25 protein-coding genes are annotated in these 23,891 nt (G+C 41.0%); 17 read left to right on the forward strand and 8 right to left on the reverse strand.

Features of this window, described 5'->3' with window-relative positions; genetic code table 11:
* Position 1 precedes the first annotated feature (1 nt).
* Positions 2-1,498, reverse strand: a complete 1,497-nt coding sequence (gene dndC / locus NST94_RS03545; RefSeq protein ID WP_339189530.1) for a DNA phosphorothioation system sulfurtransferase DndC — start codon at positions 1,496-1,498, stop codon at positions 2-4.
* A complete protein-coding gene (dndB, locus tag NST94_RS03550; protein WP_339189532.1) occupies positions 1,491-2,582 on the reverse strand; it encodes a DNA sulfur modification protein DndB in 1,092 nt (363 codons plus the stop codon). The genes dndC and dndB overlap by 8 nt, the downstream gene beginning before the upstream one ends.
* Before the next feature lie 230 nt (positions 2,583-2,812).
* Between dndB and NST94_RS03555 the strand changes: the two genes are divergently transcribed.
* Positions 2,813-3,010: a histidine kinase dimerization/phospho-acceptor domain-containing protein gene (locus tag NST94_RS03555; protein ID WP_339189534.1), complete on the forward strand. Its 198-nt coding sequence runs from the start codon at positions 2,813-2,815 to the stop codon at positions 3,008-3,010.
* Positions 3,011-3,245: 235 nt separating this feature from the next.
* Here NST94_RS03555 and NST94_RS03560 read toward each other — a convergent pair whose 3' ends face one another.
* Positions 3,246-3,590: a helix-turn-helix transcriptional regulator gene (locus NST94_RS03560; protein WP_339189535.1), complete on the reverse strand. Its 345-nt coding sequence runs from the start codon at positions 3,588-3,590 to the stop codon at positions 3,246-3,248.
* Positions 3,591-3,757: 167 nt separating this feature from the next.
* On the opposite strand from NST94_RS03560, the gene NST94_RS03565 reads away from it, so the two are divergent.
* From NST94_RS03565 to NST94_RS03605, 9 genes are all read left to right on the forward strand, one after another.
* The gene (locus tag NST94_RS03565) at positions 3,758-4,396 is read left to right on the forward strand and encodes a DNA-binding protein (RefSeq protein WP_339189537.1); all 639 of its coding nucleotides are present in this window, start codon (positions 3,758-3,760) and stop codon (positions 4,394-4,396) included.
* Between the two features lie 201 nt (positions 4,397-4,597).
* Entirely contained in the window at positions 4,598-5,041 is a 444-nt protein-coding gene (locus NST94_RS03570; RefSeq protein WP_339189538.1) for a hypothetical protein, read from the forward strand.
* A 478-nt stretch (positions 5,042-5,519) separates the two neighbouring features.
* Positions 5,520-6,098, forward strand: a complete 579-nt coding sequence (locus NST94_RS03575) for a sigma-70 family RNA polymerase sigma factor (RefSeq protein ID WP_052404147.1) — start codon at positions 5,520-5,522, stop codon at positions 6,096-6,098.
* Positions 6,091-6,945 (forward strand): hypothetical protein, encoded by an 855-nt coding sequence (locus tag NST94_RS03580; RefSeq protein WP_339281666.1) that lies wholly within the window; start codon positions 6,091-6,093, stop codon positions 6,943-6,945. Before NST94_RS03575 ends, NST94_RS03580 begins: the two co-directional genes overlap by 8 nt.
* 213 nt (positions 6,946-7,158) lie before the next feature.
* Entirely contained in the window at positions 7,159-8,271 is a 1,113-nt protein-coding gene (locus NST94_RS03585) for a helix-turn-helix domain-containing protein (protein ID WP_339281667.1), read from the forward strand.
* Between the two features lie 112 nt (positions 8,272-8,383).
* Positions 8,384-9,400, forward strand: a complete 1,017-nt coding sequence (locus NST94_RS03590; protein ID WP_339281668.1) for an ABC transporter substrate-binding protein — start codon at positions 8,384-8,386, stop codon at positions 9,398-9,400.
* Positions 9,397-10,218, forward strand: a complete 822-nt coding sequence (locus NST94_RS03595; RefSeq protein ID WP_339281669.1) for an alpha/beta hydrolase-fold protein — start codon at positions 9,397-9,399, stop codon at positions 10,216-10,218. Before NST94_RS03590 ends, NST94_RS03595 begins: the two co-directional genes overlap by 4 nt.
* A 70-nt stretch (positions 10,219-10,288) precedes the next feature.
* A complete protein-coding gene (locus NST94_RS03600) occupies positions 10,289-11,329 on the forward strand; it encodes an iron ABC transporter permease (protein ID WP_339281670.1) in 1,041 nt (346 codons plus the stop codon).
* On the forward strand, positions 11,329-12,315 hold the full coding sequence (locus tag NST94_RS03605) for an iron ABC transporter permease (protein ID WP_162164281.1): 987 nt from the start codon (positions 11,329-11,331) through the stop codon (positions 12,313-12,315). Before NST94_RS03600 ends, NST94_RS03605 begins: the two co-directional genes overlap by 1 nt.
* Before the next feature lie 80 nt (positions 12,316-12,395).
* Here NST94_RS03605 and NST94_RS03610 read toward each other — a convergent pair whose 3' ends face one another.
* Positions 12,396-12,935: a helix-turn-helix transcriptional regulator gene (locus NST94_RS03610; protein WP_076128531.1), complete on the reverse strand. Its 540-nt coding sequence runs from the start codon at positions 12,933-12,935 to the stop codon at positions 12,396-12,398.
* 46 nt (positions 12,936-12,981) lie between these two features.
* Positions 12,982-14,169, reverse strand: coding sequence for an ABC transporter permease (locus tag NST94_RS03615; protein ID WP_076185138.1), 1,188 nt, complete (start codon positions 14,167-14,169; stop codon positions 12,982-12,984).
* A 169-nt stretch (positions 14,170-14,338) separates the two neighbouring features.
* On the opposite strand from NST94_RS03615, the gene NST94_RS03620 reads away from it, so the two are divergent.
* Positions 14,339-15,463, forward strand: coding sequence for an FAD-binding oxidoreductase (locus NST94_RS03620; protein ID WP_076128535.1), 1,125 nt, complete (start codon positions 14,339-14,341; stop codon positions 15,461-15,463).
* 160 nt (positions 15,464-15,623) lie between these two features.
* On the opposite strand, the gene NST94_RS03625 is transcribed toward NST94_RS03620, so the two are convergent.
* On the reverse strand, positions 15,624-16,076 hold the full coding sequence (locus NST94_RS03625; RefSeq protein WP_076128537.1) for an Lrp/AsnC family transcriptional regulator: 453 nt from the start codon (positions 16,074-16,076) through the stop codon (positions 15,624-15,626).
* Positions 16,077-16,325: 249 nt separating this feature from the next.
* Here NST94_RS03625 and NST94_RS03630 point away from each other — a divergent pair, with 249 nt between their 5' ends.
* Positions 16,326-17,858 (forward strand): MFS transporter, encoded by a 1,533-nt coding sequence (locus NST94_RS03630; RefSeq protein WP_339281671.1) that lies wholly within the window; start codon positions 16,326-16,328, stop codon positions 17,856-17,858.
* A 202-nt stretch (positions 17,859-18,060) separates the two neighbouring features.
* On the forward strand, positions 18,061-19,227 hold the full coding sequence (locus NST94_RS03635) for a DUF4317 domain-containing protein (protein ID WP_076185135.1): 1,167 nt from the start codon (positions 18,061-18,063) through the stop codon (positions 19,225-19,227).
* Positions 19,228-19,300: 73 nt separating this feature from the next.
* On the opposite strand, the gene NST94_RS03640 is transcribed toward NST94_RS03635, so the two are convergent.
* On the reverse strand, positions 19,301-19,834 hold the full coding sequence (locus NST94_RS03640; protein WP_076190093.1) for an NAD(P)H-dependent oxidoreductase: 534 nt from the start codon (positions 19,832-19,834) through the stop codon (positions 19,301-19,303).
* 191 nt (positions 19,835-20,025) lie between these two features.
* Here NST94_RS03640 and NST94_RS03645 point away from each other — a divergent pair, with 191 nt between their 5' ends.
* The 4 genes from NST94_RS03645 (at position 20,026) to NST94_RS03660 (ending at position 22,791) form a co-directional block, all read left to right on the forward strand.
* Positions 20,026-20,391, forward strand: a complete 366-nt coding sequence (locus NST94_RS03645; protein WP_076128545.1) for a helix-turn-helix domain-containing protein — start codon at positions 20,026-20,028, stop codon at positions 20,389-20,391.
* A complete protein-coding gene (locus NST94_RS03650; RefSeq protein WP_076185132.1) occupies positions 20,373-20,942 on the forward strand; it encodes a hypothetical protein in 570 nt (189 codons plus the stop codon). Before NST94_RS03645 ends, NST94_RS03650 begins: the two co-directional genes overlap by 19 nt.
* Positions 20,943-21,055: 113 nt before the next feature.
* Complete coding sequence (locus NST94_RS03655) at positions 21,056-21,778, forward strand: MBL fold metallo-hydrolase (protein WP_076306688.1); 723 nt, start codon at positions 21,056-21,058, stop codon at positions 21,776-21,778.
* 95 nt (positions 21,779-21,873) lie between these two features.
* On the forward strand, positions 21,874-22,791 hold the full coding sequence (locus NST94_RS03660) for a hypothetical protein (protein WP_339281672.1): 918 nt from the start codon (positions 21,874-21,876) through the stop codon (positions 22,789-22,791).
* A 22-nt stretch (positions 22,792-22,813) separates the two neighbouring features.
* On the opposite strand, the gene NST94_RS03665 is transcribed toward NST94_RS03660, so the two are convergent.
* A complete protein-coding gene (locus tag NST94_RS03665; RefSeq protein WP_339281673.1) occupies positions 22,814-23,755 on the reverse strand; it encodes an AraC family transcriptional regulator in 942 nt (313 codons plus the stop codon).
* Positions 23,756-23,891 lie beyond the last annotated feature (136 nt).

A 23,891-nucleotide genomic window follows, 5' to 3' on the forward strand; every position in this document is an offset into this window, starting at 1 on the left:
TTTATAAATGCAAGAAGTCTTGCTTTAAAGTTTTATCAAATGCTTGGAATAATCCGCGTCTAACTTTTACTCCAGAATAATCTTTTTCTATTGAGATTAATTGTTTGAGTACGCTCAAGTTGATGCCCTCTTCTTGACACAATGTTTCAAGGTCAGTGAGTTGATCATCTTTGAATACAGGGCGATCATCATGGTTCCAATCATAAATTTCACCTGTTTCTTCTTCGACGATTAATGGCAAACGATCTTCCCACTGCAAGTCTTTATGCCAGTACTTACGAATGACTTTAAGTTCTTCAAGACTAATTAATTCAATAGTCGGATCGTGAAGCTCACGAATTTGTCTTTGTGCTCGTAATAATTGTCTAAGTATTTCTTCACGAGCTTTTAAGGTAAATGGGCCGACCCCAAGGCGCTTATGTGTGCCATCTTCTTCTCTAATTAGAATATTAAGTTCTTCTACAGTAGCTAAGTTAATGTTATTTGTGTTGAGGTATTCTTTTAGCTTTTCCTTATCAACTATCTCTTGTTCTGGTGTTGGTTCCTCGTGATACGGAAGTAGGTATACTTCACCATTCATCCGCTGTTTTTGTCTCTTCGTGTGATCTTCTCTAATTTGTACTAAGAAGTTTCTGAATTCGTAGAGAGGACGCAACCAATCCACTCCATTGTTAATAAACCCACTCAGAGCTTTATCTTCAGAAACAACTGTGCAAGTCCAACAACCGAAACGGCTATTTCCACAAGATCCTGCACTTTCTTTAACTTCTTTATCAACAACTAGTGGGCACTCGCTACTTGAATTCTGATACAGTTCGAGCAATTCATTGTTATCGTCACCCCAAGGGGATTCATACTGAAGCAAAAATTCCCAAACATCATCAACATCAAAGGCCCGAATTGGAGCAAACACAAATGCATTTCTTAATGTTGAATGACGCATTAGCTTTTTACCTTCAATAGTATGTGACTGCATTACTGCAGCTCGTGTTGAGCTTTCGGAGTCACGAACACCAAGTAGCATAATAACTTCACCAAATTGATCAACCTTATCGAGAATAAAGCGATTTGCAGGCTCAATCTTTAAACGGTCTGTACACCATCTGAATTTTTGACGAGGTGTTGGGTAACCTTTACCGATAATGGAAGCCCAAAAGGTCTGCTCAACCTTAGGACGGACCTTTTGCGTCTCAATTGGGAGACCAAGATTTAATGCTTTTTCTTGTATTCGACCTAATGTACGGGTGATTTTATCTATAATAAGTGGTGTTTCCACTTGGGTATCAGAAGAGATAACATAAACTTTTTTGTGCAGCTCAGAAGGATTAAGTTCTTGAAGTGCCTGAAAGACAAGTTGAACTACAGCTGTAGAATCTTTACCGCCGCTAAAACCAACAACCCATGGACGCTCGTCCATTAAATAAACTTCCTTAATCAACTCTTTTGCTTCAATGAATTTGGTACCAGTATTGAATATATTGAGTCCTAAATTACCCATTTATAGACACCTCCTTAAATTTGTTTTCAATCTTCTGTTCTTGTTCGGTGAGTGGGAGGTTGATTTTGGACTTAATCAAGTTTGCAGTCAACTGAATAGTTTCACCATTTTTATTAATTCTGCCAGTATTGCTATAAGCGCGTCCTTGCCAGTCTTTTTTATTTTCTCGACTCAAGTCGATGGTGTTGAGTTTCATAATATAGGACTGCCATTCATCCGGATGATACCGGTATAGATAATAGCCTATTATTCCAAGAGATTCCAGAAAAATCCCGTGAGCGACGATTGATTGAATACGTAGTTCTCGAGGTGAGATCTTCTTTTTAATAACTTCTTGCCACTCTGGGATTGATACACATAGTAACTCCCAAAAGGCGGTAACAAATTCTTTCTCTTGTTCAGATATAAGTTCGCCTTTACGTTTATTGATAAGACGAGAAGTTGTATTAAAAACATGGTTTAGCGCGAAAAGCTTCGGTGAATTCTTAGAAAGAGATACTTTTTCTCGGTCTGTATATCGTTCTAATAATGGGATATCAGATATTAAACTTTTTGTAATTAATGATAATTGATCTCGATGGTCATAAAGTATTCCGATTGATGATGTTGTATTGACGGCGTGACGATTCAAGTCTGAAAACATTTGTTGAGAGCGAGTAAGGCCAAAGTCATGAAAAAAGACCACTGAAATTGTTTCGTCTCCAAGCTCAGGAGAGATCCTCAGGGCTTCTTCGATTGCCGCTCTACGGTGTTGTCCGTCATTAATTAAAAACTTAGAATCAAGAGAGATAGTCAGTTGTCCTATGTCTTTCATCTCATCTGAAACTTCTTTGAATCTCATAGTACCGTCCACACTTGCTGTTAGAGAAGAGAAGATATAGTCCTTAGGATTCTCTAAAATATAATTGGTGATATCAGGAATCCGCGACCTATTCATTAGACGTTGTGCCCGATGCTCAACAGGAATTTCCTCTTCGTCAAACAGGAAAATTTTAGCTATTAAACGGAGTGGACACATGACAGTATAGAATTCTCTACCTGCTTGAATTCCTCTTAAAGCTGGGAAGGTGTAACTGAAGTTCATCAGCATTCTCCTTTATTACGTACGTAATAACGTGCAATATTTTTCATTTTAACTCAATACGAACAAATGTTCAACTAGTAAAGATCGTAAAAAAGTATTCTTTTTCTTTGAAGAATATAAAAATTTCTTTAAATAGGCACTCAGTTAGAACCTTTAGATATTGAGTATAATATTAAAAATGGTTAAGAGTGCAAGCCATAAATATACTGTAAGGATAGAAGAAAGGGGGAATGGAAGTTTCCGTGAGGCTTTTTCTTTATATTCAGCTAGGTCTATATCTCCGCCCAGCGGATTTGAGAGCCTATAGCACTATCAGTAACCTGTTAGAAAAGTTGCATTTTCTCTATCAGTTAAAAAACGAGTTTCTGGCCAATACATCTCATGAACTGAAGACACCGTTACACGGCATAGTTACATCTCCAATCTAATGCTGGAGGACGTTGTGGTGCATTTACAACACAACTATATGGTAAATAGCTTATTCCATCTACATCAAAGGCCCCTTCCGCCGTTTTCGGCAGAAGGGGCCTTTGATGTATGAAGGTTAAGTTTCAATCTGATTGGTGCTTTGAGGGATATACACATCGTTGTGATTTTTCAATTACAATCTATACAGTCTTTGAATTCGAAAAGATATGCAACAACGTTAATTTTTAGAAGTTGCTACTTTTCATCCTTACTTAACCCAATAGCAGCAATCACTTTTCGAGTTACCTGAGTGAGTGCTGTTATTTCTTCTGCACTTTTACTGCTTAGCAAAGCCATATGTTCATCCAACGCCTTGCGACGCTGTGTCTCATCCTCGAATCGAAAGAATTCTATAGCTGGAACATCAAACGCCGCAATAATTTTTTCTAGTGTCTCTAATGAGATATTTCGATCTCCTCGTTCGACACCACCTATGTAACTGTAGTGAAGCGAAGCAGCTTCGGCAAGTTGTTCTTGTGTCCATCCTTTTGCTTTTCTAAGCTCGCGAATGCGATTGCCGACGCTTTCTGGTAAATTCATAGGATCACCTCTACATTAAGGTTAGAAGAGGAATGCTAACCGTAACAGACTATTAAAGGCAACTTGATAATCACTAAATCTGTACTTATTAGTACTTTTTATATTGACCCTCTAGATTACAAAATATACAATGAAGGTATAAATGGATAAAAAAGGGGGATTTACGGTTGCATCTCTCTATTCTTAAAGCCTTCAACCCGGATGTTCTTGTCGAAATGTTGGAAACTGCACATTACTTTGAAAAGTGGGATAAGCTGCTATACACTGCAGATATTTTGTATAGCTATGCCCAGCGTATATATGAAGAGCGACTGTACTATAAGGCGATGGGGACGACAATACCTCTAATTAAGATGCAGCATCCACTTGTTTATTATTATGGGTTCAGTCAACAGATGCGGGGAGTTGCATATCAACATCTGGGGGATTACGAGCAAGCCAGGGATAGCATTTACAGATACGTAGAACTTGGGTGGTTGGAGGATTTAGGACCGGACGGGCAAGAGATTGCTCGTGAATTTCGATGTTTGGCAAAAATGAATTTATATGCTGTAGAGATTTTATCTGGAAAAGTAGAACTTCTGCATGATTATGCTTGCTTTCTACAGACCTATCCCAATGGACTGCTTGATGGGCTGGTTGTAATTATGCAAACTGCGCTTAGTTTTGGATTGAATGTGGATGAGCAGTTGAGTCACTTAAATGATGATGTAAGTGAAATCAAGTTAGAACAAGATAAAACCGCGCAGTCGAAGTACAGAAGGTTTTGTTATCTGGTGGATTTATATAATATGCGGAAGGACTGAATATAATGGATTAATTACCAAATTATACATACTTAGTGGAGAAAATCTCATATAAAAAAATATTACTAATGTTCCATCCGTCCACGCGGTACGAAAGAATACTATGCCAACCAACTCGCGGGTAAAAATGTTCTTGTCGGCTCTGTTCGTGGCCCCAAACAAGTGGAGGTGGCCAGGCAGCATTCTTTTTACCATGTACCTGTGGAGAACCTTACAAGCCAGAAGATAATAACCCAGATCGAATATGTAGCTATGTGTCAATCCAGAAGGAAATTCTTCGATCCTGCAAAGACAGGAATTCATTGGGTGGGTAAAGTGGTAGATTGGGAAGTGGTGAAACGAAAGGAAATAAAGGAGATTGTCCCTGAGCCTCATAAGGAAGAGAAAGATTATGTTAGATTCACTGTCGAGGAATGGATACCTTTAAAGCCTCACATTGCTTTAGGGGGACAGGGAATAAATACAGTCCTTTACACAAGCAAATATGTCCTAGACCGAGCGCTGGAAATCGCGGAGCTTCGCTTAGAAACGGAGGAAGATCTTCGTGAATGGCGTGAGAAGCGCCGAAAGGGCAGAGTGAAGGTGAAGGTCGATCATGAGCAGTTTGTGGATTTAGGAAAGGTTGTGGAAGTTCGGAATATTTAAAGTTAGTGAAAATGAAGTAAGGTTATTGTCCTGCCATTTATCAAGCATCCCGCTGGATAATGGCAGGATTTTTAAATTGGGCAAATACAAAACATCCTGTTAATAGACGGTACTTGGAATGAACATGTTATGATAACAGTTATATAGAAAGAGATCACATGGAAAAGCTTATAGATGCACTGGATGTACAAGTGTTTTGTATAGATTCTGAAAGTCTTGAAGTACATAACTATGAAATCATTGAATTATAGCGCTGAGCTTCTCCCCTTCTCTCCCGCACAAATATCCACCCCGCAACTCAAGTATCGCCGCTTTTACGGATTGTGATCTTTCACCCTTTTTCCCACCATCCCACAATTATCAAAACATTTGTTAATGGTTTGGGCTTTTCTACGTATTAACTTATGTAAGTTTCTTCACAACAAATTGCGCAATTTGTTTAGCTTTTCGATGAAGGTGAGGTGGAAGGAGGGTGAAGATGGAAGTTATCCAGGGTACTGCGGACCGTTACAAGAATATCGAAAGATCACGTGGTGCCATGATGTCAAAAGAGGAATTTACCCGGATGTACGATACGTACTACAAACGTGTTTACAAATATATTAGTTATCGTATTAATAACCACCACGTGTCGGAGGACATTTGTAGTCAGGTGTTTGAGACGGTGATGTGTAAGTATTACAGCTTTTCAGAAGAAAAATCGAATTTTGAGGTTTGGCTGTTTGCCATTGTAAGGAACGCTGTGACGGATTACTTCCGGGGGCAGAAGAAAAGAAGCTACACCTCACTAGATTCTTTGCTGGAGCTCATATTTCCCAAGCCGTCTCCGGAGGAACTGGCGATTCGTGAGGATAATAATCAAGCACTGTTCAAGGCGCTCTCCAAGCTACGTGAGAAGGAACGTAATATCATTGCAATGAAATATGGGGCTGGACTGAAAAATTCCGAAGTCGCACAGATCATGGGCGTCAGTGAGTCCAATATTGGTGTCGTATTGCATAGAAGTCTGAAGAAACTGCATATTTCCTTAAAAGCAGGAGGATTCAACCATGAATAAGAAAAATGATGATCTCACAAAATTCAGCAAAACCATAGAGCTGCTTGAGAATGTTGAACAGGATAACACAGCCGCCAAGGAAAGAATTTATAACCGTTTAGTATACAAGCTGGACCATGGAGCTCTTGAACTCAAATCAGAGAAAAAGGACGGGATAACGATGAAAAAAAGCAGCTGGAGAAATGCAATAGTGATTGGCAGTGCAGTAATTTGTCTGGGTGGAGCATTCTCTGCAACCTCCTATGCACAGGATATGTTCCAGTCGATCATGGCAAAGTTTGAAGTGGGAAATCTCGAAATCACACAATACGATAAGGAAATCCCATCGGCTGCACAGTCAATGACTCCATCTGAAGATGCCCAAGGTGGGGAGAATGCGGTCATTGAATTGCCGGTTGCAGCTAAGTTGAGCCTAGATGAAGCACGTGCAGCACTTGGCATGAACTTCCCGGCACCCGACTGGATGGGAGATTATGAGTTTGTGAATTGTGTTCTTCAGGGGACCAGCATGGTTGAAGTGCAGTATAATTCCGGTGAGAATGCTGTGAATTTTCTAATCTCCAAGGGCGGGGACAATGGGATCAGCACTACGGAAGAAGTGAAGACAGAAGTAATTAACGGGACTAAGGTTTATTATGCAAATGGAATTGTGATTTGGGAAGAGGATGGCTATACAGTAGAGTTGTATTCCCAAGTAGACTTTGACCAAGCTACACTAGGGGAAATCATTGATAGCTTTAAGATTGGTGCGCCTGTTCAGCCTTTAGAGCAAGGTCAAGTGAAGGAGAACTTGCAAAAGAATGGAGCAGCGGTTGCAGCTCCGGCTCCGGCTGTAGATTCGGAATAAAAGACTTACTCCGGGCAGCAGCAGCCTATAGTTACACACAGAAGACGCGAGGGGATTAGTCCCCTGAGCGTCTTCTTTTTTGAGCACACTTTTATAGAACGTTCCCCAACCATTGCCACCCCCCAAAAACAAAAGTATAATTGATAATGATTATCAATTAATGAATGAATAAAGAGTTAAGTGTATTTATATAAGCAGCAAAGAGGTGACAGAATGCAAAAACAATCGCAAAAGACGGATTTAAGCGAGGTTAGAAAATATATAGAAGAGAATTTCACGAAGCACTTGTCTTTAGCACATTTAGCTAATCTTTCTGGACTTAGTTCCAGTTATTTTTCCTCGGCGTTTAAACAGGAATATATACAAAGTCCAATGGAGTATGTTACCCAGCTACGGATTCAAAAGGCTAAACAATTATTGCAGAAACAAGACGTTCGCTTGAAGTTTATAGCAGAAGCGGTTGGATATAGTGATGAGTTTTATTTTAGCCGAGTGTTCAAAAAGGTTGAAGGGATCTCGCCAACGATGTATTCCAGCCAGCAAAAATCTCATATCGGTGTTGTAACTGGGAACATGATGGGGTATTTACATGCGGCAGGAGTCATTCCGTTTGCTGCACCCTTAAGTGCAAAGTGGACACCGTACTACTATAATTTGTGGGCGCAAGAAATCGAGCATAAGGTAACCTTGACACAAAACAAAAATTATTGCAGCCCCAATGAGCTATTGCATTTGCCAATTGATCTTCTTATTTCTCCCAAAGATTTGTCGTCAGAGCTGGTAAAACGGATAGAGGATCATTTTCCAATCTATTGGCTGGATGATAAGCAAGATTGTTTAGTAGCCTTAACTGAACTTGCTGCCCGACTAAATAAACAAGAAGAAGCGAAACAGTGGATCACACAGTATAGGGCAAGATTGGAAGACGTTCGGCGCAGGTTAGACTGGACCTCTACACCACCTAAAGTTCTAGTTATACGTATCTATCAGCAGCAAATCTTTGCTTATTGTAATACAGGCATTCAGCATCTTTTATTTCAGGATTTGGGAGCGGAATCTAGTTATGAGCAGCCCGGTCTATATAATGCAGAGATTACTTTTGAAGAGTTAAGTAGATTGAAGGTGGATAAGTTGTTTACGATTATTTGCCCCGATGATGAGTCACGAGCAACTTGGCATCATTTGCAGAGAGATGTTGGGTTTAGACAGTTAGAGGCTATCGAACAGGGACAAATCTATGTTATTCACTCCGATCCTTGGTTTGAATACTCTCCTGTGGCTTTAAAACGAATGCTAGAGGAAGTTGCAGTAATGATGATACCTTGAAAATGTACATGTCTAATCATAAGATGTTACATGGTCAATGCGTCCTATCTCTTATACACTCAATACTGAGAATGATTATTATTGAGAATATAGGAAAGAGGGAAGGTCTATCATGAAGGGGTTTAATACAAAAACAATAAGTTATGTTGTAATGGTTGCTTTATTATCCATTCTACTGACAGCTTGCGGCGGCAATAATACAGCTGATCAGCAAGCAACAGATACTCCAGTAACAACCAGTGAAGCGAGTGCAACTGCAACGGAGGAACCCGCTGTACAAGAACCGGAAGTAGCGGCTAGAGAAGCGTTTGTAGTAACTGACCAAGTAGGCAATACAGTAAACATTCCGGGGACTGTACAAAAGGTGTATGCCCCTGGTCTAGAGGATTACTTAGTTACCCTTGGTGTAACCCCAGTAGCCCAATGGTCCACGGGTGAAAGACCGCAGCAGTATCTACAGGATACGTTAAGTGGCGTACAAGAAATCAGCTTCGCTAATGGTGTTCCCTCTCCAGAATCTGTAGTAGATTTGGAGCCGGAATTAATTATATTCCCCACTGCTTTTTATGCACAAAATGGTGTTTATGAAAACTACTCGCAAATTGCTCCAACTTACGTGTTTAAGAATGCACTCGGCAATGTAGTGGAGGCCACAGAAACGATTGCGAAATTGCTAGGTTTAGAGGATAAAGCAACAGAAGCTATTGCTGCTTACAATACAAAGCTAGAAGCAACTAAAGCACAGTTAGCCAGCGTTTCTGCCGGTAAAAAAGCAATTTATATTAATGCGAATGCCCGTGCGATCTTTTTAGTGGGTAACTTCCATTACGGGGGTTATGTGCTGAGTGAGCTAGGCTTTGCTCAAAGTGCTCTTGTAGAAGGAGAAATGTCCGCTGATATTTCGCTGGAAATGTTGTCTGATTTAGACGCGGATTATATCTTTATTAACGATAATGATGGTCTGGGAGATGCTTTCCTGGCAGACATTAAAGCTAGTCCTTTATGGAAGGCGCTGCCTGCAGTTCAAGCAGGTAAAGTGTTCGAGGTGGATGGCGATCACTGGAGATCCAGTGGATTAATTGCTTATCAAAAAACGATGGACGATATTGTAGCGTTCCTGCTGCCATGATTATCAAACCGTATGTAAAACCAAACTATGAAACGATGCTGATCACGAGTAAAGCTAATCATAAGGACTATGAAATTTTTATTGCCAAACCTTTGGATGAGCCTACAAAAGATGGCTACGGTGTCATTTATGTACTAGACGGTAATGGGCTTTTTGAAACCGCTGCTGAAATCACCCGATTGCTGACGCGTAAGCCTAAAGGCTATCCACCCGCGATTGTTGTTGGCATTGGTTATCCTGGAGGTGAGGCGTTTGATACCGTGCGTCGAACCTATGATTTAACCATGCCAGCCGAGCTCGCGAATTTACCGAAACGTCCCAATGGGGAGCCATGGCCTGAATTTGGCGGGGCAGATGAGCTGCTAGCTTTTTTTGAAAAAGAGTTAATGCCAGCCATTGTCCAGCGGTTCGTTATCAATAAGCAGAAGCAAGCATTGTTTGGTCATTCCTTTGGCGGATTATTTGTTCTGCATGCGTTGTTTACACAACCCACCTTGTTTTCACATTATATTGCAAGCAGTGCTTCCATCTGGTGGAATGATTACGCACTTTTAAAGGAGTATGAGAATTTTAAAGCTGATTTACACAGCAATACGCTAAGTCAGTTACCTAAAACGCTTATGATTGCCGGTGGGGAAGAGCTGGATTATATGGTCAAGGATAGCTTGGATTTATGTAACAGCATGATGGCCTTACACCTTCCAAGCTTTGAAGTAAACTGGGCATTGCTTGAGCAAGAGGAGCATGTGAGCGTAATCTCGGGTGCGATTAGTCGGGCCGTCAAATTTTTGCTTACCACATCCTCTGACTTAAGTTAGATAGAAATCATATTCGTTTGCATCTGAGCTGGCCCTTGGCTGGCTCTTTTTGTAAAGTGAAGGGAAAGGGTTGGAAACATTGGCCGCAAATGTTCAGAAATCATCACTAGCAGGAGAAAAAAAGTTCTCCTTTTTATTATTGCTAATCCTCATGCTCCTCCTATTAATAGGCGTATTAGTGCTTGCCATGGCCCTTGGCGCGAAAAAAATACCCTTCGCAGATGTATTCATGTCGATCATCGCTTTTGATGCTAAGGCGTCTACTCATCAGGTGATCCAGTCGATTCGTTTACCCCGGGTACTTGCCGCTATGGCAACAGGCGCTGGATTTGCAGTAAGTGGAGCGATTATTCAAGGGATTAGTCGCAATCCTTTAGCCGATTCGGGGATTCTTGGATTAAATGCTGGGGCAGGGGTCACGTTAGTTATTGCTATGGTTTTCCTGCCGACGATTTCATTCACAGGTACACTTTGGCTCTGTATTCTAGGTGCGGGATTGGGAGCGGGTTTAGTCTTTAGTGTGGGTTTATTAAGTAAACGAGGCATGACGCCTATTCGGCTTGTATTGGCGGGTGCTGCCATCTCTGCTATGCTAACTGCCCTAAGTGAAGGAATAAGTATCTTTTTTTCAGTGGCTCAGCAGGTGGCTTTTTGGTATGGAGGAGGTTTAAGTGGCATTAGCATGGCCCATCTACAGCAAATGTTGCCGTGGATGCTTCTTGCGCTATTACTTGCCATCGTAATTTCAAAGTCGATTACTATACTTTCTGTAGGGGATGAGACAGCGGAAGGGTTAGGCGTTAATATAAAACTTATCAAAAATCTTTCGCTTTTAGCCGCATTTATGTTAGCTGGGATTTCATGTGCTTTAGCCGGATCTGTAAGCTTTGTGGGCTTAATTGCTCCGCATTTGGTACGTTACATAGTGGGTGTGGATTATCGTTATATTATTCCATTATCCGCAATTCTGGGAGCCATCCTTGTTGTGCTTGCTGATTTAGTGGCACGTATCGTAAATGCCCCTTATGAAATCCCTGTAGGTGCTGTAATTGCGGTTATTGGTGTTCCGTTCTTTCTATATTTGGCACGTAAAGAAAGGCGGGAGCTATAGTGAAGCTAAGATGGAAATTTATAATTATAGCAATCATTTTACTGCTAGGCTTTATATATAGTGTATCTACTGGTCAAAGCAGCTTAAGCTTACAAGAGTTATGGCAAACCGTATTGGGAAATGGAACACCGAGACAGGAGCTTGTACTTTTTCAGTTCCGTATTCCACGTATGATCTTGGGTTTTCTAGTAGGTGGCGCGTTGGCAATAGCAGGAATGCTGCTGCAAGCCATAAGCCGAAATGCTTTGGCCGACCCGGGCATACTGGGGATAAATGCTGGTGCTGGATTATCCATGATGTTATTTTTACTCTTACAAAATAGCTCAACCGGCTTACATACTTATGTTCAGCCACTGTATGCTTTATTGGGCGGATTTATCGTTGTCGCTCTATTATTTATGCTTTCCTATGATCGCAATCAAGGCATTATTCCCATTCGATTAATTTATACTGGTATTGCTGTTGCGGCTGCGATTAGTGCATTTATGATTGTGTTAACCTTCGTACTAGATCCTTCGCAATATCAGATGATTAAGGTGTGGCTGGCAGGGAACATAGGGAATAGTAATTGGAGCCACGTGTATGCTATGCTGCCTTGGTTACTTCTTATTGTGCCTTTATTAATTCGGAATCATCTTATATTGGATGTACTAAGGCTTAACGATCCTGTAGTCATTAGTTTAGGGGTATCTCTAAATAAGTATCGCGTTTGGTTTTTAGTATGTAGTGTATTATTGGCGGCACCAGCGGTTGCTGTCAGTGGGAGCATTGGATTTGTAGGACTAGTAGTTCCACATTTAGTTAGACGACTCTTTCGTGGCCATAAAATAATGATTCCCGCATGTTTATTAATCGGTGGCGGATTAGTTGTTATTGCAGATGCGCTTGGTAAAATGGTAGTAGCCAATACTGAAATACCAGCAGGAGTAATCGTGGCTTTAATCGGTGCTCCATACTTTTTATATTTATTAATTAAAAGTGAATAACTGAAAAAAGCTATTGTGTGATTGATGCTGGAAATAAAAAAAGAATGCCTTGATTATGCAATAATCCAAGGCATTCTTTTTTATATCGTTTTCGTTTTCAGCTTTTCTAAAAGAACTTTCCACCAGTGTATAGATTGCTCAAGTTGAGAAGCATAGTAGCTTTCCATGAAATCTACACTTTCACGAGTGGAGCTATCTACATCTATTTGCTGGTAGATTTGATTTAATTGATCTTTTTTTATAAGTGACTGTTCAATTTTCTTCTCGATAATCGGGATCACTTTATCAGTCTCTACAAAACGAAGATTCACAAGAGCGACAATCATATCTGAAATAGATTCTGCATCTTCTATTACCTTATAAATTTTGAGCGGGAGCTGCTTGCGCCCTTTATCGGTAATGGAAAACACCTGTTTGTCTGGACGATGTTCTTCTTTGATAATCTCTACCTGTTCAACTAAGCCCTGTTTCGTAAGAGATTCAAAGTGATAATACAGTTTGCTTTCAGATAGATTGAGCAATTTATCAAAAGGAATAGGGGTGGATAGTTCTTTTTTTAATTTATAAGGATAATTATTTTCATCCATTAACTTACTTAAGATATAAATTTGAATTGACATCACAGAACCCACTCCTAATTGTTGGCTAAACTCTATCTTACCAAACCTAGGCGGTTATTTCAGCTGTATTTTTAACTTCAACGGGCAGTATAGTTTCTTTAGTTACAGGTACAGGTTTATGAACAAACCGGACGATTACAATGTTAATCATCATAGCCCCGGCAAATACGCCTGCTAATCCCCATAAGAAGGGGGCTGGACTAATGGAACCAAACATTTGTGCCAAATAAGCTTGCACAGAATAATACATCGGGGTGATGCGGCCGAACCAATCGTATGGTGTATACATCATATCACGAGGCATGGTAGCACCATTGGCGATGGTTTGCATGAGCAGGATTGGAATATTTAAGACCATACCGCCTTCGCCAACTAGGAAGACCATAATCGCACACACGTTGAATGCAGCCATATACATTAGAATTTGCTGAGCAGCAACTGGTAACAGTAAGGATAGGTCTACATCTGCAACAGAGAAGGCAATGGTTAAAGCAACGACTGTTGATAATACAGCGATTAATAAAGCTGTGAATTGAACGAACATAAACAGTTTTGTCTTGCTTGCTTTCCCGCGGTTTGCTTTAAAAGAAGCAACTAATTGCATGGAGGCAATCATTGCCCCAACATAACCAGCCATAGTTAAGAACATAGGTAACATGTTGTTGTGCATGCCGTCCGGAACATCATTGATGACAACATAATTCCCGACATAGCTATTTTCAATTTGTGTAGCCATTGCGGTGGCTTGTTCTTCTGGTACGTTAAAGTTCATTAACACACCTTTTGCGGTTTGCTCTGAGAAGTTCGCGCTTAATTGTTTGTTAATTTCTCCTACAACGGAAGACATGGCTGAAGATACCATGGTGGCAGAAGCTTCGTTGACTGTGAAATCAATACTTGCGGATACCTTACCGCTTTGAACGTTGGCTGAAAATTCTTCTGGAATATGGACAACTAGAGCTAACTTATTATGTTCTAATTCATCCATCGCTTTTTTATTCGATACATCGGTTTTTATCGTTTTGAATGGTAAGCTCTCCGAGAACTGACTCGAAATCTGAGCCCCATATTGACCTGCATCATCATTGACAATAGCAATTTTTAAATCATCCATGTTTCCTGGAAGTGCTGTATACCCTGGTAAGAAAATTCCAAGCATCGCAATGGCATAGAACACACCCATAAAAATAGAACCAATGGCCCCTTTGGACTTCAAAAACTGTGAAAACTTCAACTGTATTCCTTCTTTCTTCTGAATAACGCTTTTATTTTAGTACTTCAATTAAAGTACTTTTAACTGAGTGAAATTTATAGTACGATAATTCATTAGAAATGTCAAATTTAAGATACAATGGGTAAGTAGTGAATGATTAAAAAAATGAATAACTGAAGGGACTTCGAATATGAACAAGGTTATTGTAATTGGTGCAGGCATATTAGGGGCTTCAGCAGCTTATCAGCTAAGTAAGTTAGGTGCTGAGGTCATCATTATAGATCGTAAGGATGTTGGACAAGCAACGGATGCAGCAGCAGGGATTATTTGTCCATGGTTGTCTCAACGCAGAAACAAAGCATGGTATCGTCTTGCTAAAGCGGGAGCAAGCTTTTATCCGGCACTTATTCAAGAGTTGGAAGAGGCTGGAGAAACCGAGACTGGATACGCAAAAGTTGGAGCGATATGTATCCATGAGGATTTGAAAAAGTTACTCGCGATGAAAGAAAGAGCGGAGCTGCGCAGAGAGGACGCCCCTGAAATAGGGGAACTTACGATGCTGACGGATCTTGAAGCGCAAGAGAAGTTTCCATTATTGTCGGAAGGTTACCATGCGCTGCATGTATCGGGTGCAGCAAGAGTGAACGGACGTGAATTACGTGATGCTTTGCTAAGGGCTGCTCAGCGTAATGGTGCGCAAATGATTGAGGGCGATGCTATTTTAGAACATGATGAACATGAAATTAAAGGGGTTAGTGTAGGAGAACAGACATTCACAGCGGATGAAGTGATTGTGTGCGCAGGGGCTTGGTCTAACGCTTTGCTTCATCCGCTTGGGATCATGCTTCAGGTGCGTTATCAAAAAGCTCAAATTATGCATTTGAAGCTTGCTCAACAAGCGAGTACAGAGCAATGGCCTGTGGTAATGCCGCCTACAGATCAATATATACTCGCATTTGCGGATCAAAATATCGTGGTAGGTGCTACTCACGAAAATGATGTCGTAGGTTATGATACTGCTGTAACCGCAGGAGGAATGCAAGAAATTCTAAATAAAGGTCTGCAAACGGCTTCCGGTCTTGCGGATTGTAGCCTAAATGAGATAAGAGTAGGGTTCCGTCCATTTACAGCAGATTTTCTTCCCGTGTTGGGCAGGGTTCAAGGATGGAATAAACTAATTGTTGCTAATGGACTAGGGTCATCCGGATTAACGATGGGACCCTTTCTTGGTGAGCAGCTGGCCAAGCTGGCCATGAATCAACAGGTAGATATTCAGCTTGAAGACTATGCATTAGAGCATGCGATAAATGAGTAGTAAAAAAGGAGGTAGCGATTCGATCCGCTAAAGTGCCACCATACGTATTCCTTAAAACGACAGAGATGTCGTTTTTTTAACTAAACATTTATTCCTGCTTATTGTAAGACGCTCTTAATAAAGCTACTTCTCTGTAAACTCGTTGTCCTTCTGCTTGGCATTAGTCAACTTTAGATGCCTCTTCGAGAGAATGAATGAGAAATCTATGATCTATCGGTGAAGACATAACAATCAGGATCGTATAGGTTCCATACTTATCACATTGATTGCCAAACTCTTCAAGAGCATGTGTAGATTCGGTCACTACTTTTAATAAATAGCTGTGTTCTCCACTTATACGGTGGCACTCGGCAACTTGGGGAGAGGCATGGACAAAGTCAAGAAATGCCAGGCAGTCTCTAGTCCGAAACAACATATAGGCTGCCGTATTTTTCCCGATTTTTTCAGGGGAGATGATGGTGCGATATTCCTCAATGATTCCTTTCTCTTCCATTCTTCTAACTCGTTCCGTAACCGCAGGTTGAGACAGACCTACGGATTTCCCCAGTTCTGTCATTGAAATCCTCGCTTGATTTTGAAGATAGAAGAGAATTTGTTTGTCTACATGATCCACTTTGGATGGCCTCCTTTATATTTAAGGTAATTCATTAAAACTCCTTTAATTACTTTGTTAAATCATCATAATTGATTGATTATAATATGTAAAATGAATAATTTACATTATATAATATGACTCTCACCAAAATGATGATCTACACTTGGAAAGTTAGAGAGGATGGCTACCATTGAGAAAATTTGATTTAAATAAAGTAGGTACAGAAGATTTACAGGCACGTATTGATGAGTCTGGAGGAAACTCCCAATGAGACTCTCCCACTCCCGCAAAAATATAATCACATTAGCTGCTATATGTTTGTCCGCATTGATGTTTGGCCTCGAAATTTCCAGTGTGCCTGTGATACTGCCTACCCTGGAAAAGGTACTGCACGGTAGCCTCAAGGATATGCAATGGATTATGAACGCCTACACCATTGCCTGTGCGACAGTTCTGATGGCTGTTGGAACGCTGGCTGACCGGTATGGAAGGAGGCGTATTTTTATTATCAGCCTTATCTTGTTCGGTATTACATCTTTGATTTGTGGCTTGGCGCAAAGCACATCGGTTCTGATCGCCAGCCGGTTCCTTCAAGGCGTGGGTGCTGGCGCGATGCAGATTTGCCAGATAGCCATTCTTTCACATCGGTTTCAGAAAGGAGAAGAACGCAGCAAAGCTTTTAGCACATGGGGGATCGTGTTTGGTATCGGTCTCGGTTTTGGACCTATCATTGGCGGTATGATCGTGGCTGTATTGAACTGGCATTGGGTTTTTCTGGTCCATGTCCCGCTGACCCTTTTTACTTTGATCCTTGTCTTCAGCGGCGTGGAGGAGTCCAGCGATCCACAGGCAAAAAAGCTGGACATTATCGGCATCGTCACGCTTTCGTTGACGGTTTTTGGCCTGGTCTATTTTATCACACAAGGGTCGGAACTTGGTTTTAGAGGTACAGCATCCCTCAGCATCCTTGTTGCAGTGGCAATAAGTTTCATAGTATTTCTATTTGCGGAGAAGCACAGTGCTCATCCAATGTTCGACTTTTCCGTATTCAAGATACGTAATTTTTCTGGTGCTCTCCTTGGCTCCGTCGGGATGAATTTCAGTTTTTGGCCATTCATGATCTATCTTCCAATTTATTTCCAGAGCGGGCTTGATTACGACATCGTAAGTGCCGGGTTGTCTGTTCTGGCTTATGCACTGCCCACCCTGGTAATTCCGCCTCTGGCAGAGCGATTTTCGCTCCGCTACCAACCGCGCATAGTTATCCCATTGGGTCTATTCGTTATCGGCTTGGGCTTCATTTTGATGAAGTATGGCAGCAGCGGTGATCATGCCAGCTGGTTGACTATGCTCCCCGGCTCTCTGTTGGCTGGTATTGGGCTGGGATTAACCAACACGCCTGTCACCAACACGACTACCGGCTCGGTACCTAGTACTCGTGCAGGTATGGCTTCCGGCATAGACATGAGTGCCAGATTAATCAGTCTGGCCATCAACATCGCCGTAATGGGCTTCATTTTACAGGAAGGCATCTTTTCTTATTTGAAGAAAGCTTTTCCTGAGACTGTCGATGTTTTACAATTGCGATCTTTGGCCGAAAAAACAGCTGCCGGAAACACTTCGTCTCTCAATCAGGGTTTTCCAGAACTATCTTCACTGGATGCATCTGGAGCTATCGTCCATGCCTCGCTTGTACACGGCTTTGGTTTGGTGATGCTCTATGGCAGTATTGGTGTCTGGGTGTTGGCCGCGATCAGTTTTATAATTTTTGGACCCAAGAGAGCATTGTTGCAAAAGTAGAGAGTGAAGACTATCGCGCCCACAAGCGATTCGTGAGTCTCAACTGATTAAGCCGCCTAGTATTATCACGTAAAGTCGTTGTATTATTGCTTTGGAACAAAACTGAAATGAAGTAACGTTAAAAACCCCTTCTAGCGAAGCTTTTTTTTATCCTTTATACTGAAAAGACCAATTAATCTTCCTAGGAGTTGTCTAACGAATCATGATAAAGAAAGAAGTCGCGCATATACGCAAGCAATTTAAGCTGGATCACGATTTAATGAGTATTTACGATATTCTCAACGTGTATATTATGAAGGAAAGCAACGAAATCTATCATTGGGAGCGCCAGCCATTTGGAATGGTGGACAGAGAGAAGCAGGAGCTGTATATGGGCAATTTCAAAAAACTCCTGACCGGTGAACTGGATCAGAAATTGTTCGAGTTGAAGTTTCAAGCGGAAGCGGAGGAGCCAGCGCAGGTGATGCTTCATCAAGCTTTGGTGACAGGGGATCCGGATGAATGGCAGGACCTGATGCTACTGTTGGTGGACAGAATGATGGCGGATACTCATTATGAACGGGATACGGTGATCACTTTCGTTCGCGGACAGTATTTCCGCCCGACTAAAGATAGAAACGATGAAGCCGAGGAAAGTGAGAAAAACGAATTATTCGCGCATCCTTTTATCCTATGCAGCGTGAATTCCACGGAGAAACAACGGAAAGCTCTCTTGTTTGATTACGTGGAGCGGGAGTTCAAGTACAATGTCATTGTAGATCCGATCGTCAAGTTAAGCACGCCGGAGCAAGGTTTCTTTTACCCAAGCGTGACGGACAATTATTCCGATGTGAACCGCATTCTGTATTGTACGGGGAAATCGAACTTTCCAGATCCGCATTTTGTCGGAGAGGTCTTGAATGCCGAAAGATCCATGACGGCCCTGGAAGAGAGAGCTATATTCGAAGACATCGTGAAGGAAGTGGCGGGCGAACAGCTTGATGCAACCACTCTTGCACAGGTGTACGAGGAGATCCATCAGGTCATCGAAACCAACGACGATAAGGAAGAACCTCCAAAGCTCGATTATAGAGACCTGGAACGTGTACTAACGGTAAGTGGCGTAGAGAACGTGACAATGGAAAAAGTGGAACGGGCGTTTGAAACGATCGTTGACGATAAGCATTATGAGATGAAGGCGAGCAGCGTAATGCCGAAATTCACTACCAAATCGATTAAGATCGATACAAAGGTAGCTACGATTTCGGTCAGCCCGCAGGATTTAAAATATGTGAAGCAAGTGAATTATCATGGGAGACGCTGCATTTTGATTGAGGTTGACGAAGATGCCGTGATCGAAGGATTCACCCTTACTACAGAGAATCTTTAGACCGCTTCAACAATGTTATGGGCTATCCTTAAAGTCTTTGAACAAGACTAAGGATAGCCCAATTTGTTTTGTGTCAAATACGGTGATTAAAGATATATTCGATATATTCTTTTGCGCTAGTATTAATTTCTTCATCGCTGGCTTGGAATGAAGCTCCAAAAACAGCAAAGTACGGTAGGGCTTCTGCGCCTACATGTTTGGCACTGGCTTTAAAGGGTGCGATCACTTCGTCTACGGTAAAAGAAACAGAGCCCGCTGGCTGATAATTTTCTTTTTTATCACCGATGGATAGGGCCAACCCTAACTTTTTCCCGTTAAGCTTGTTCCCGTTTGATCCATAAGCCCATCCGTAAGCCAACACATCATCAAACCATTTTTTTAATAGCGGCGGATAACTGTACCAATACAACGGGAATTGAAAGATCACATGGTCATAAGCTTCCATTTGATTCTGCTCTCTAGAAACATCAATATTCCAGTCAGGATACTCTTTATAAATCTCATGAAGGGTAATATCGTTGGGATATAACAGCAGTTCTTCTTTCCAGCGCTGGTTGACCCTCGAATTCTCAAGGTTCGGATGCGCCAAAATCACTAGTGTTTTCATGATGAATCTCCATTCTCAGGCCTATATTATTTATGAATATTATTATTATCTTGCAGGTTGTAAAAAAAGAAAATACACACAATAAAGTAAGATGGTTACTTCGAGGTGTGTACTGGACTCCGAAAAAAATATATGCAACAATGAAGTTTTGAGTAAGCTTAATTTGATCAGCATGAACGAGGTGTTATTCTATGAAACAATATCATTTAGGGATAGAGGCAACACTAGAAATCATCGGCGGAAAGTGGAAAGCTTTGATCATTTGCTTTTTGATGTCCGGTGCCAAAAGAACAAGTGAATTACAGCGTAATATTCAGGGCATCTCACAAAAGGTTCTGATCCAGCAGCTTCGTGAACTTGAGAGGGATGGGCTTGTCAAAAGATTCGTGTACCAGCAGATGCCGCCAAAAGTTGAATACAGCCTCACGGAATATGGCGTTACAGCCAATAAGATCGTGGATGTTATGTGTTCTTGGGGAAAAGAAAATATAAAAATAAGACAAAGACGAGGAGAAGAGATCGTCTTGTTGGAGGATACATGTCCTGGAGCAAATTAAAGCAACAACTGGAGAGTTTTCTCTGTCCTGCGTTATCTGGCAAGGTTGAATATCGCGCAAGCAGCTACCGTTATTTACCTGATAAATCAGGGAGCTGTTATATTTCGGTAGATAAAAAGAACGTACTCAATATGAATGATAGAACTAACTCAATCAGATGGTATCAGACGGAGCAGGAGATTAAGAATGATTCAGAACTCCAAATTCCAATCCACCCTGAAGACATTGAAGCGGTTAGAAAAGATAGTAAAGGGAACATCCCTGAGGATCGTCTAATAGTCATTGCAAGAAGCAGAAAGATATCAGAAGTTGCAAAGGAGCTTTTGTCAGCACAGACGTCATTAAGTAAATCGAATTTTATCGTTATAGCTAATAAGTTTTTATCTACTTCTATAGAGGAAAGTATAGAGAGCGATGATATCTTATTGAATATTCTGGCTTTAGTGGACAGACGGGTTGGGAAAAAGCGGATTTTAAACATGAGCGAGAAGATGCAGTTAAAGCATCCGATTGTGCAATATTTTTATGAACTACGTCGTAGTACATTGTGAATATAACTAAACTCTCCCTTGCCAAATGGGACCTGCTTCATCCATTATAAATAGGTAATCATCTCCTCCATAGAGCGTATTTTTACCTGTATCCATAAAGGAGAGAAAATAGGATGGAACTCAAAAAAATAAATGACTCTATTTATTATTTGGAAAGTGTCCGAGAAACAGACAGACCTGTTTTGGGATATGTTGTAGGTGACAGCTTTTCAATTATGATTGATTGTGGTAATTCAAAATCGCATTTAGATGCCTTTATAAAGTGTTTAGATGATAACAATCTGCCACGTCCCAAATATGCTTTGATCACGCACTGGCATTGGGATCATACCTTTGGTATGCATGCTTTTGACGGGGGAACTATAGTCTCTTCAGCAACGAATGAGGCACTACAGCGCCTGAAAGAATGGGAATGGGATGAAGAAGCTGTTGTAAAACGCTTAGAGACCAAAGAAGAAATAGCATTCGCCTATAACTGTATGAAAAAAGAATATGATACGTTTGATAAGATTAAGGTTAGCACAGGAAATATTATGTTCGAGGATGCTTTAACGCTGGATTTAGGGGGCACCACTTGCCAGATTATAAAGGTAGGAGGGCCACATGAAGACGATTCTTGTGTTGTATATATAAAAGAAGCGGGAGTATTATTCGCAGGCGATGCACATAGCGGGGATTATTATCATGGAGAAGGTAAAATTGATCCGATAAAAATGAAAGAATATATTGTGTTTTTATCCACTCTTTCATTTACTACGTATATCCCGGGGCACGACGCCCCTATGAGCAAGGAACAAATCATTCCCTTGTTAAATAGATTTTGTGAGGTCAAGTAAAGGCTAGCCTTATCACATAACAGCTTATTTTATTAGGCGACTTGTTAGGTATGAATTCGGTAGTTTACCGGACGCATGCCTTTTTGTTGTGCCTGATGGGGCAGTTCAGAGGGGGGGGGCTTATTTGCGTTTATTGGGAAGCAGGGTTACGATTAACCATAAGCAGCCTTGCTTCAGACCCCTTCCGAGCTATTAGAAATCTTAGACGAATTATACATCGATGGCTGGGGACTTGTACAGAAAGGGAAACAGAAATGGATAAGAAAATAAGCGTAGAGAATCTAAAACTGACACCACAAAATGATACTTATTATATTGCTTGGAGTATCGGAGTCGATAAGAAGTATAAAAAGCATATGAAAAAAGAAATAAAGAGCCAACTCACAGACGTTCTAGGATCCATGACTCAAAATAATGCTGTGGAGGATATTTCAGTTTACAGTCATAACAAAACAGCCGAAAAACATGGAGAATTCATTATATGGGATTATCTTATCCTAATGCAGATCAAGGAAAAAGAAGATGCCGAAATCATTTTACCTAACTTAAAAAATGTGAATATACCTTTCGTGCTCGAAACAATCCGTATAGAGTTACTTGTAACCACACCAAACAGCACGTACCCTACACCAGGGGAAGGCGCGCGAAAACGGCATGTAAAGCCATTTTATGCAATTGAATATGTCGATGTTCAGCCTAATCATTTAGATGAATTCCGAGACATAATGATTAACAATAACGGACCGGCAATGAAGTACATAATGGAGGAAGCGAGATGGTGTCATAATTTTTATGCATTAGAAACGCTGACTGTCTTCTATCATCATTCAAGTTATCCTACTTGGAATCAGATTCATGTCATAGGTTTGTATTTGGAATCAATTTTTCTATATAAAAAAGATTTCTCAAAAGGGCTGGCACTGACCCACAGCATTTCATTTGAAGAAAACTTTGCGCAGTTAAAGAAGATAAGAACCATGTTATATAAAACGATCGGGAGAAAGATGATCTAGAATAGACCAATGGATCAATGGATCATACCCACCCCGTAAATTCCAATATAGACGCTTTAGCGGATTGTGCTTCGGATTGTGCGCCTTTACGCCATTGTTTAGGTGAATCACCCATAAGCTTGGAGAAACATCGGTTGAAGCTGGATATGGACTGAAAACCTACTTGCTCAGAGATGGAGAGAATGGAATCATCCGTACTTTTTAACTGCTTGCAGGCCTCTTCAATACGGGTACTGTTTAGGAAGTCGAGAGGTGCGGACCCCATAATCTCATGGAATTTCCTGCGGAAATGAGTGGTACTTAGGTGGCACAGATCAGCTAAAAAATCGATGGTAATCGGCATCATGTAGTTTGTAGTGATGTATTCCAGAACGGGTGAGATGACAAAATCGCCCTTCAGGCTATGCTCTGTGTCTTGATTAACCAAGGGTTCATTCCGGGAATGAATTCTAAGAAGCTCTATATAAAGCGATAATAATAAGCCGTAAGCACTTTCTTGATAGTAAGGATTTTTTTGTTTCAATTCCTCTACGACCGATGTCGTAAGGGTATATACCTTGGGATGTTCCTCTTTATTCAAAATACAGTTTGTTCCCTTAATTGCCCACAGATTCGGCTCAAAGTTGCTGTAAGCGCTTTTGAAGGATTGCTGAAAAAGATCCTCAGGCGAAAAAAAGATATAAGACCACAGACTGGCTTCATTCGGCGAACTATAAGTTGTATGAGGGAGATACCTAGGGATGAAGGTCACATCTCCGGCTTTAAAAGGCACAGATTCTCCTTTGATCTCCATGATGCCGCTATCCGAATGGCAAATGCCAATCTCCAAATGATTATGGAAATGCAGATGTTCACTTTTAATATCAGAAATCTTCCAACGTTCACCGCTTAACAGCAAGATAGGAAAGTTTATCGGTAAGCTGTAGTGGCGGTATTCAATGATGGGTTTCTTTTTTCTGGGCATATTCTCAATACTCCCATTCTTATTACGTAGGTTGAGTAGATTATAGGTTAACGTTATATCAAATTCAACTATATAAAGAGAACTTGATATTATACAATTTGAGGAAAAGTGGCGGAGGAGAATCTTGGAACTTTAG

The sequence above is a fragment of the Paenibacillus sp. FSL H8-0282 genome, assembly GCF_037963825.1.
GTDB lineage: Bacteria > Bacillota > Bacilli > Paenibacillales > Paenibacillaceae > Paenibacillus_AQ > Paenibacillus_AQ odorifer.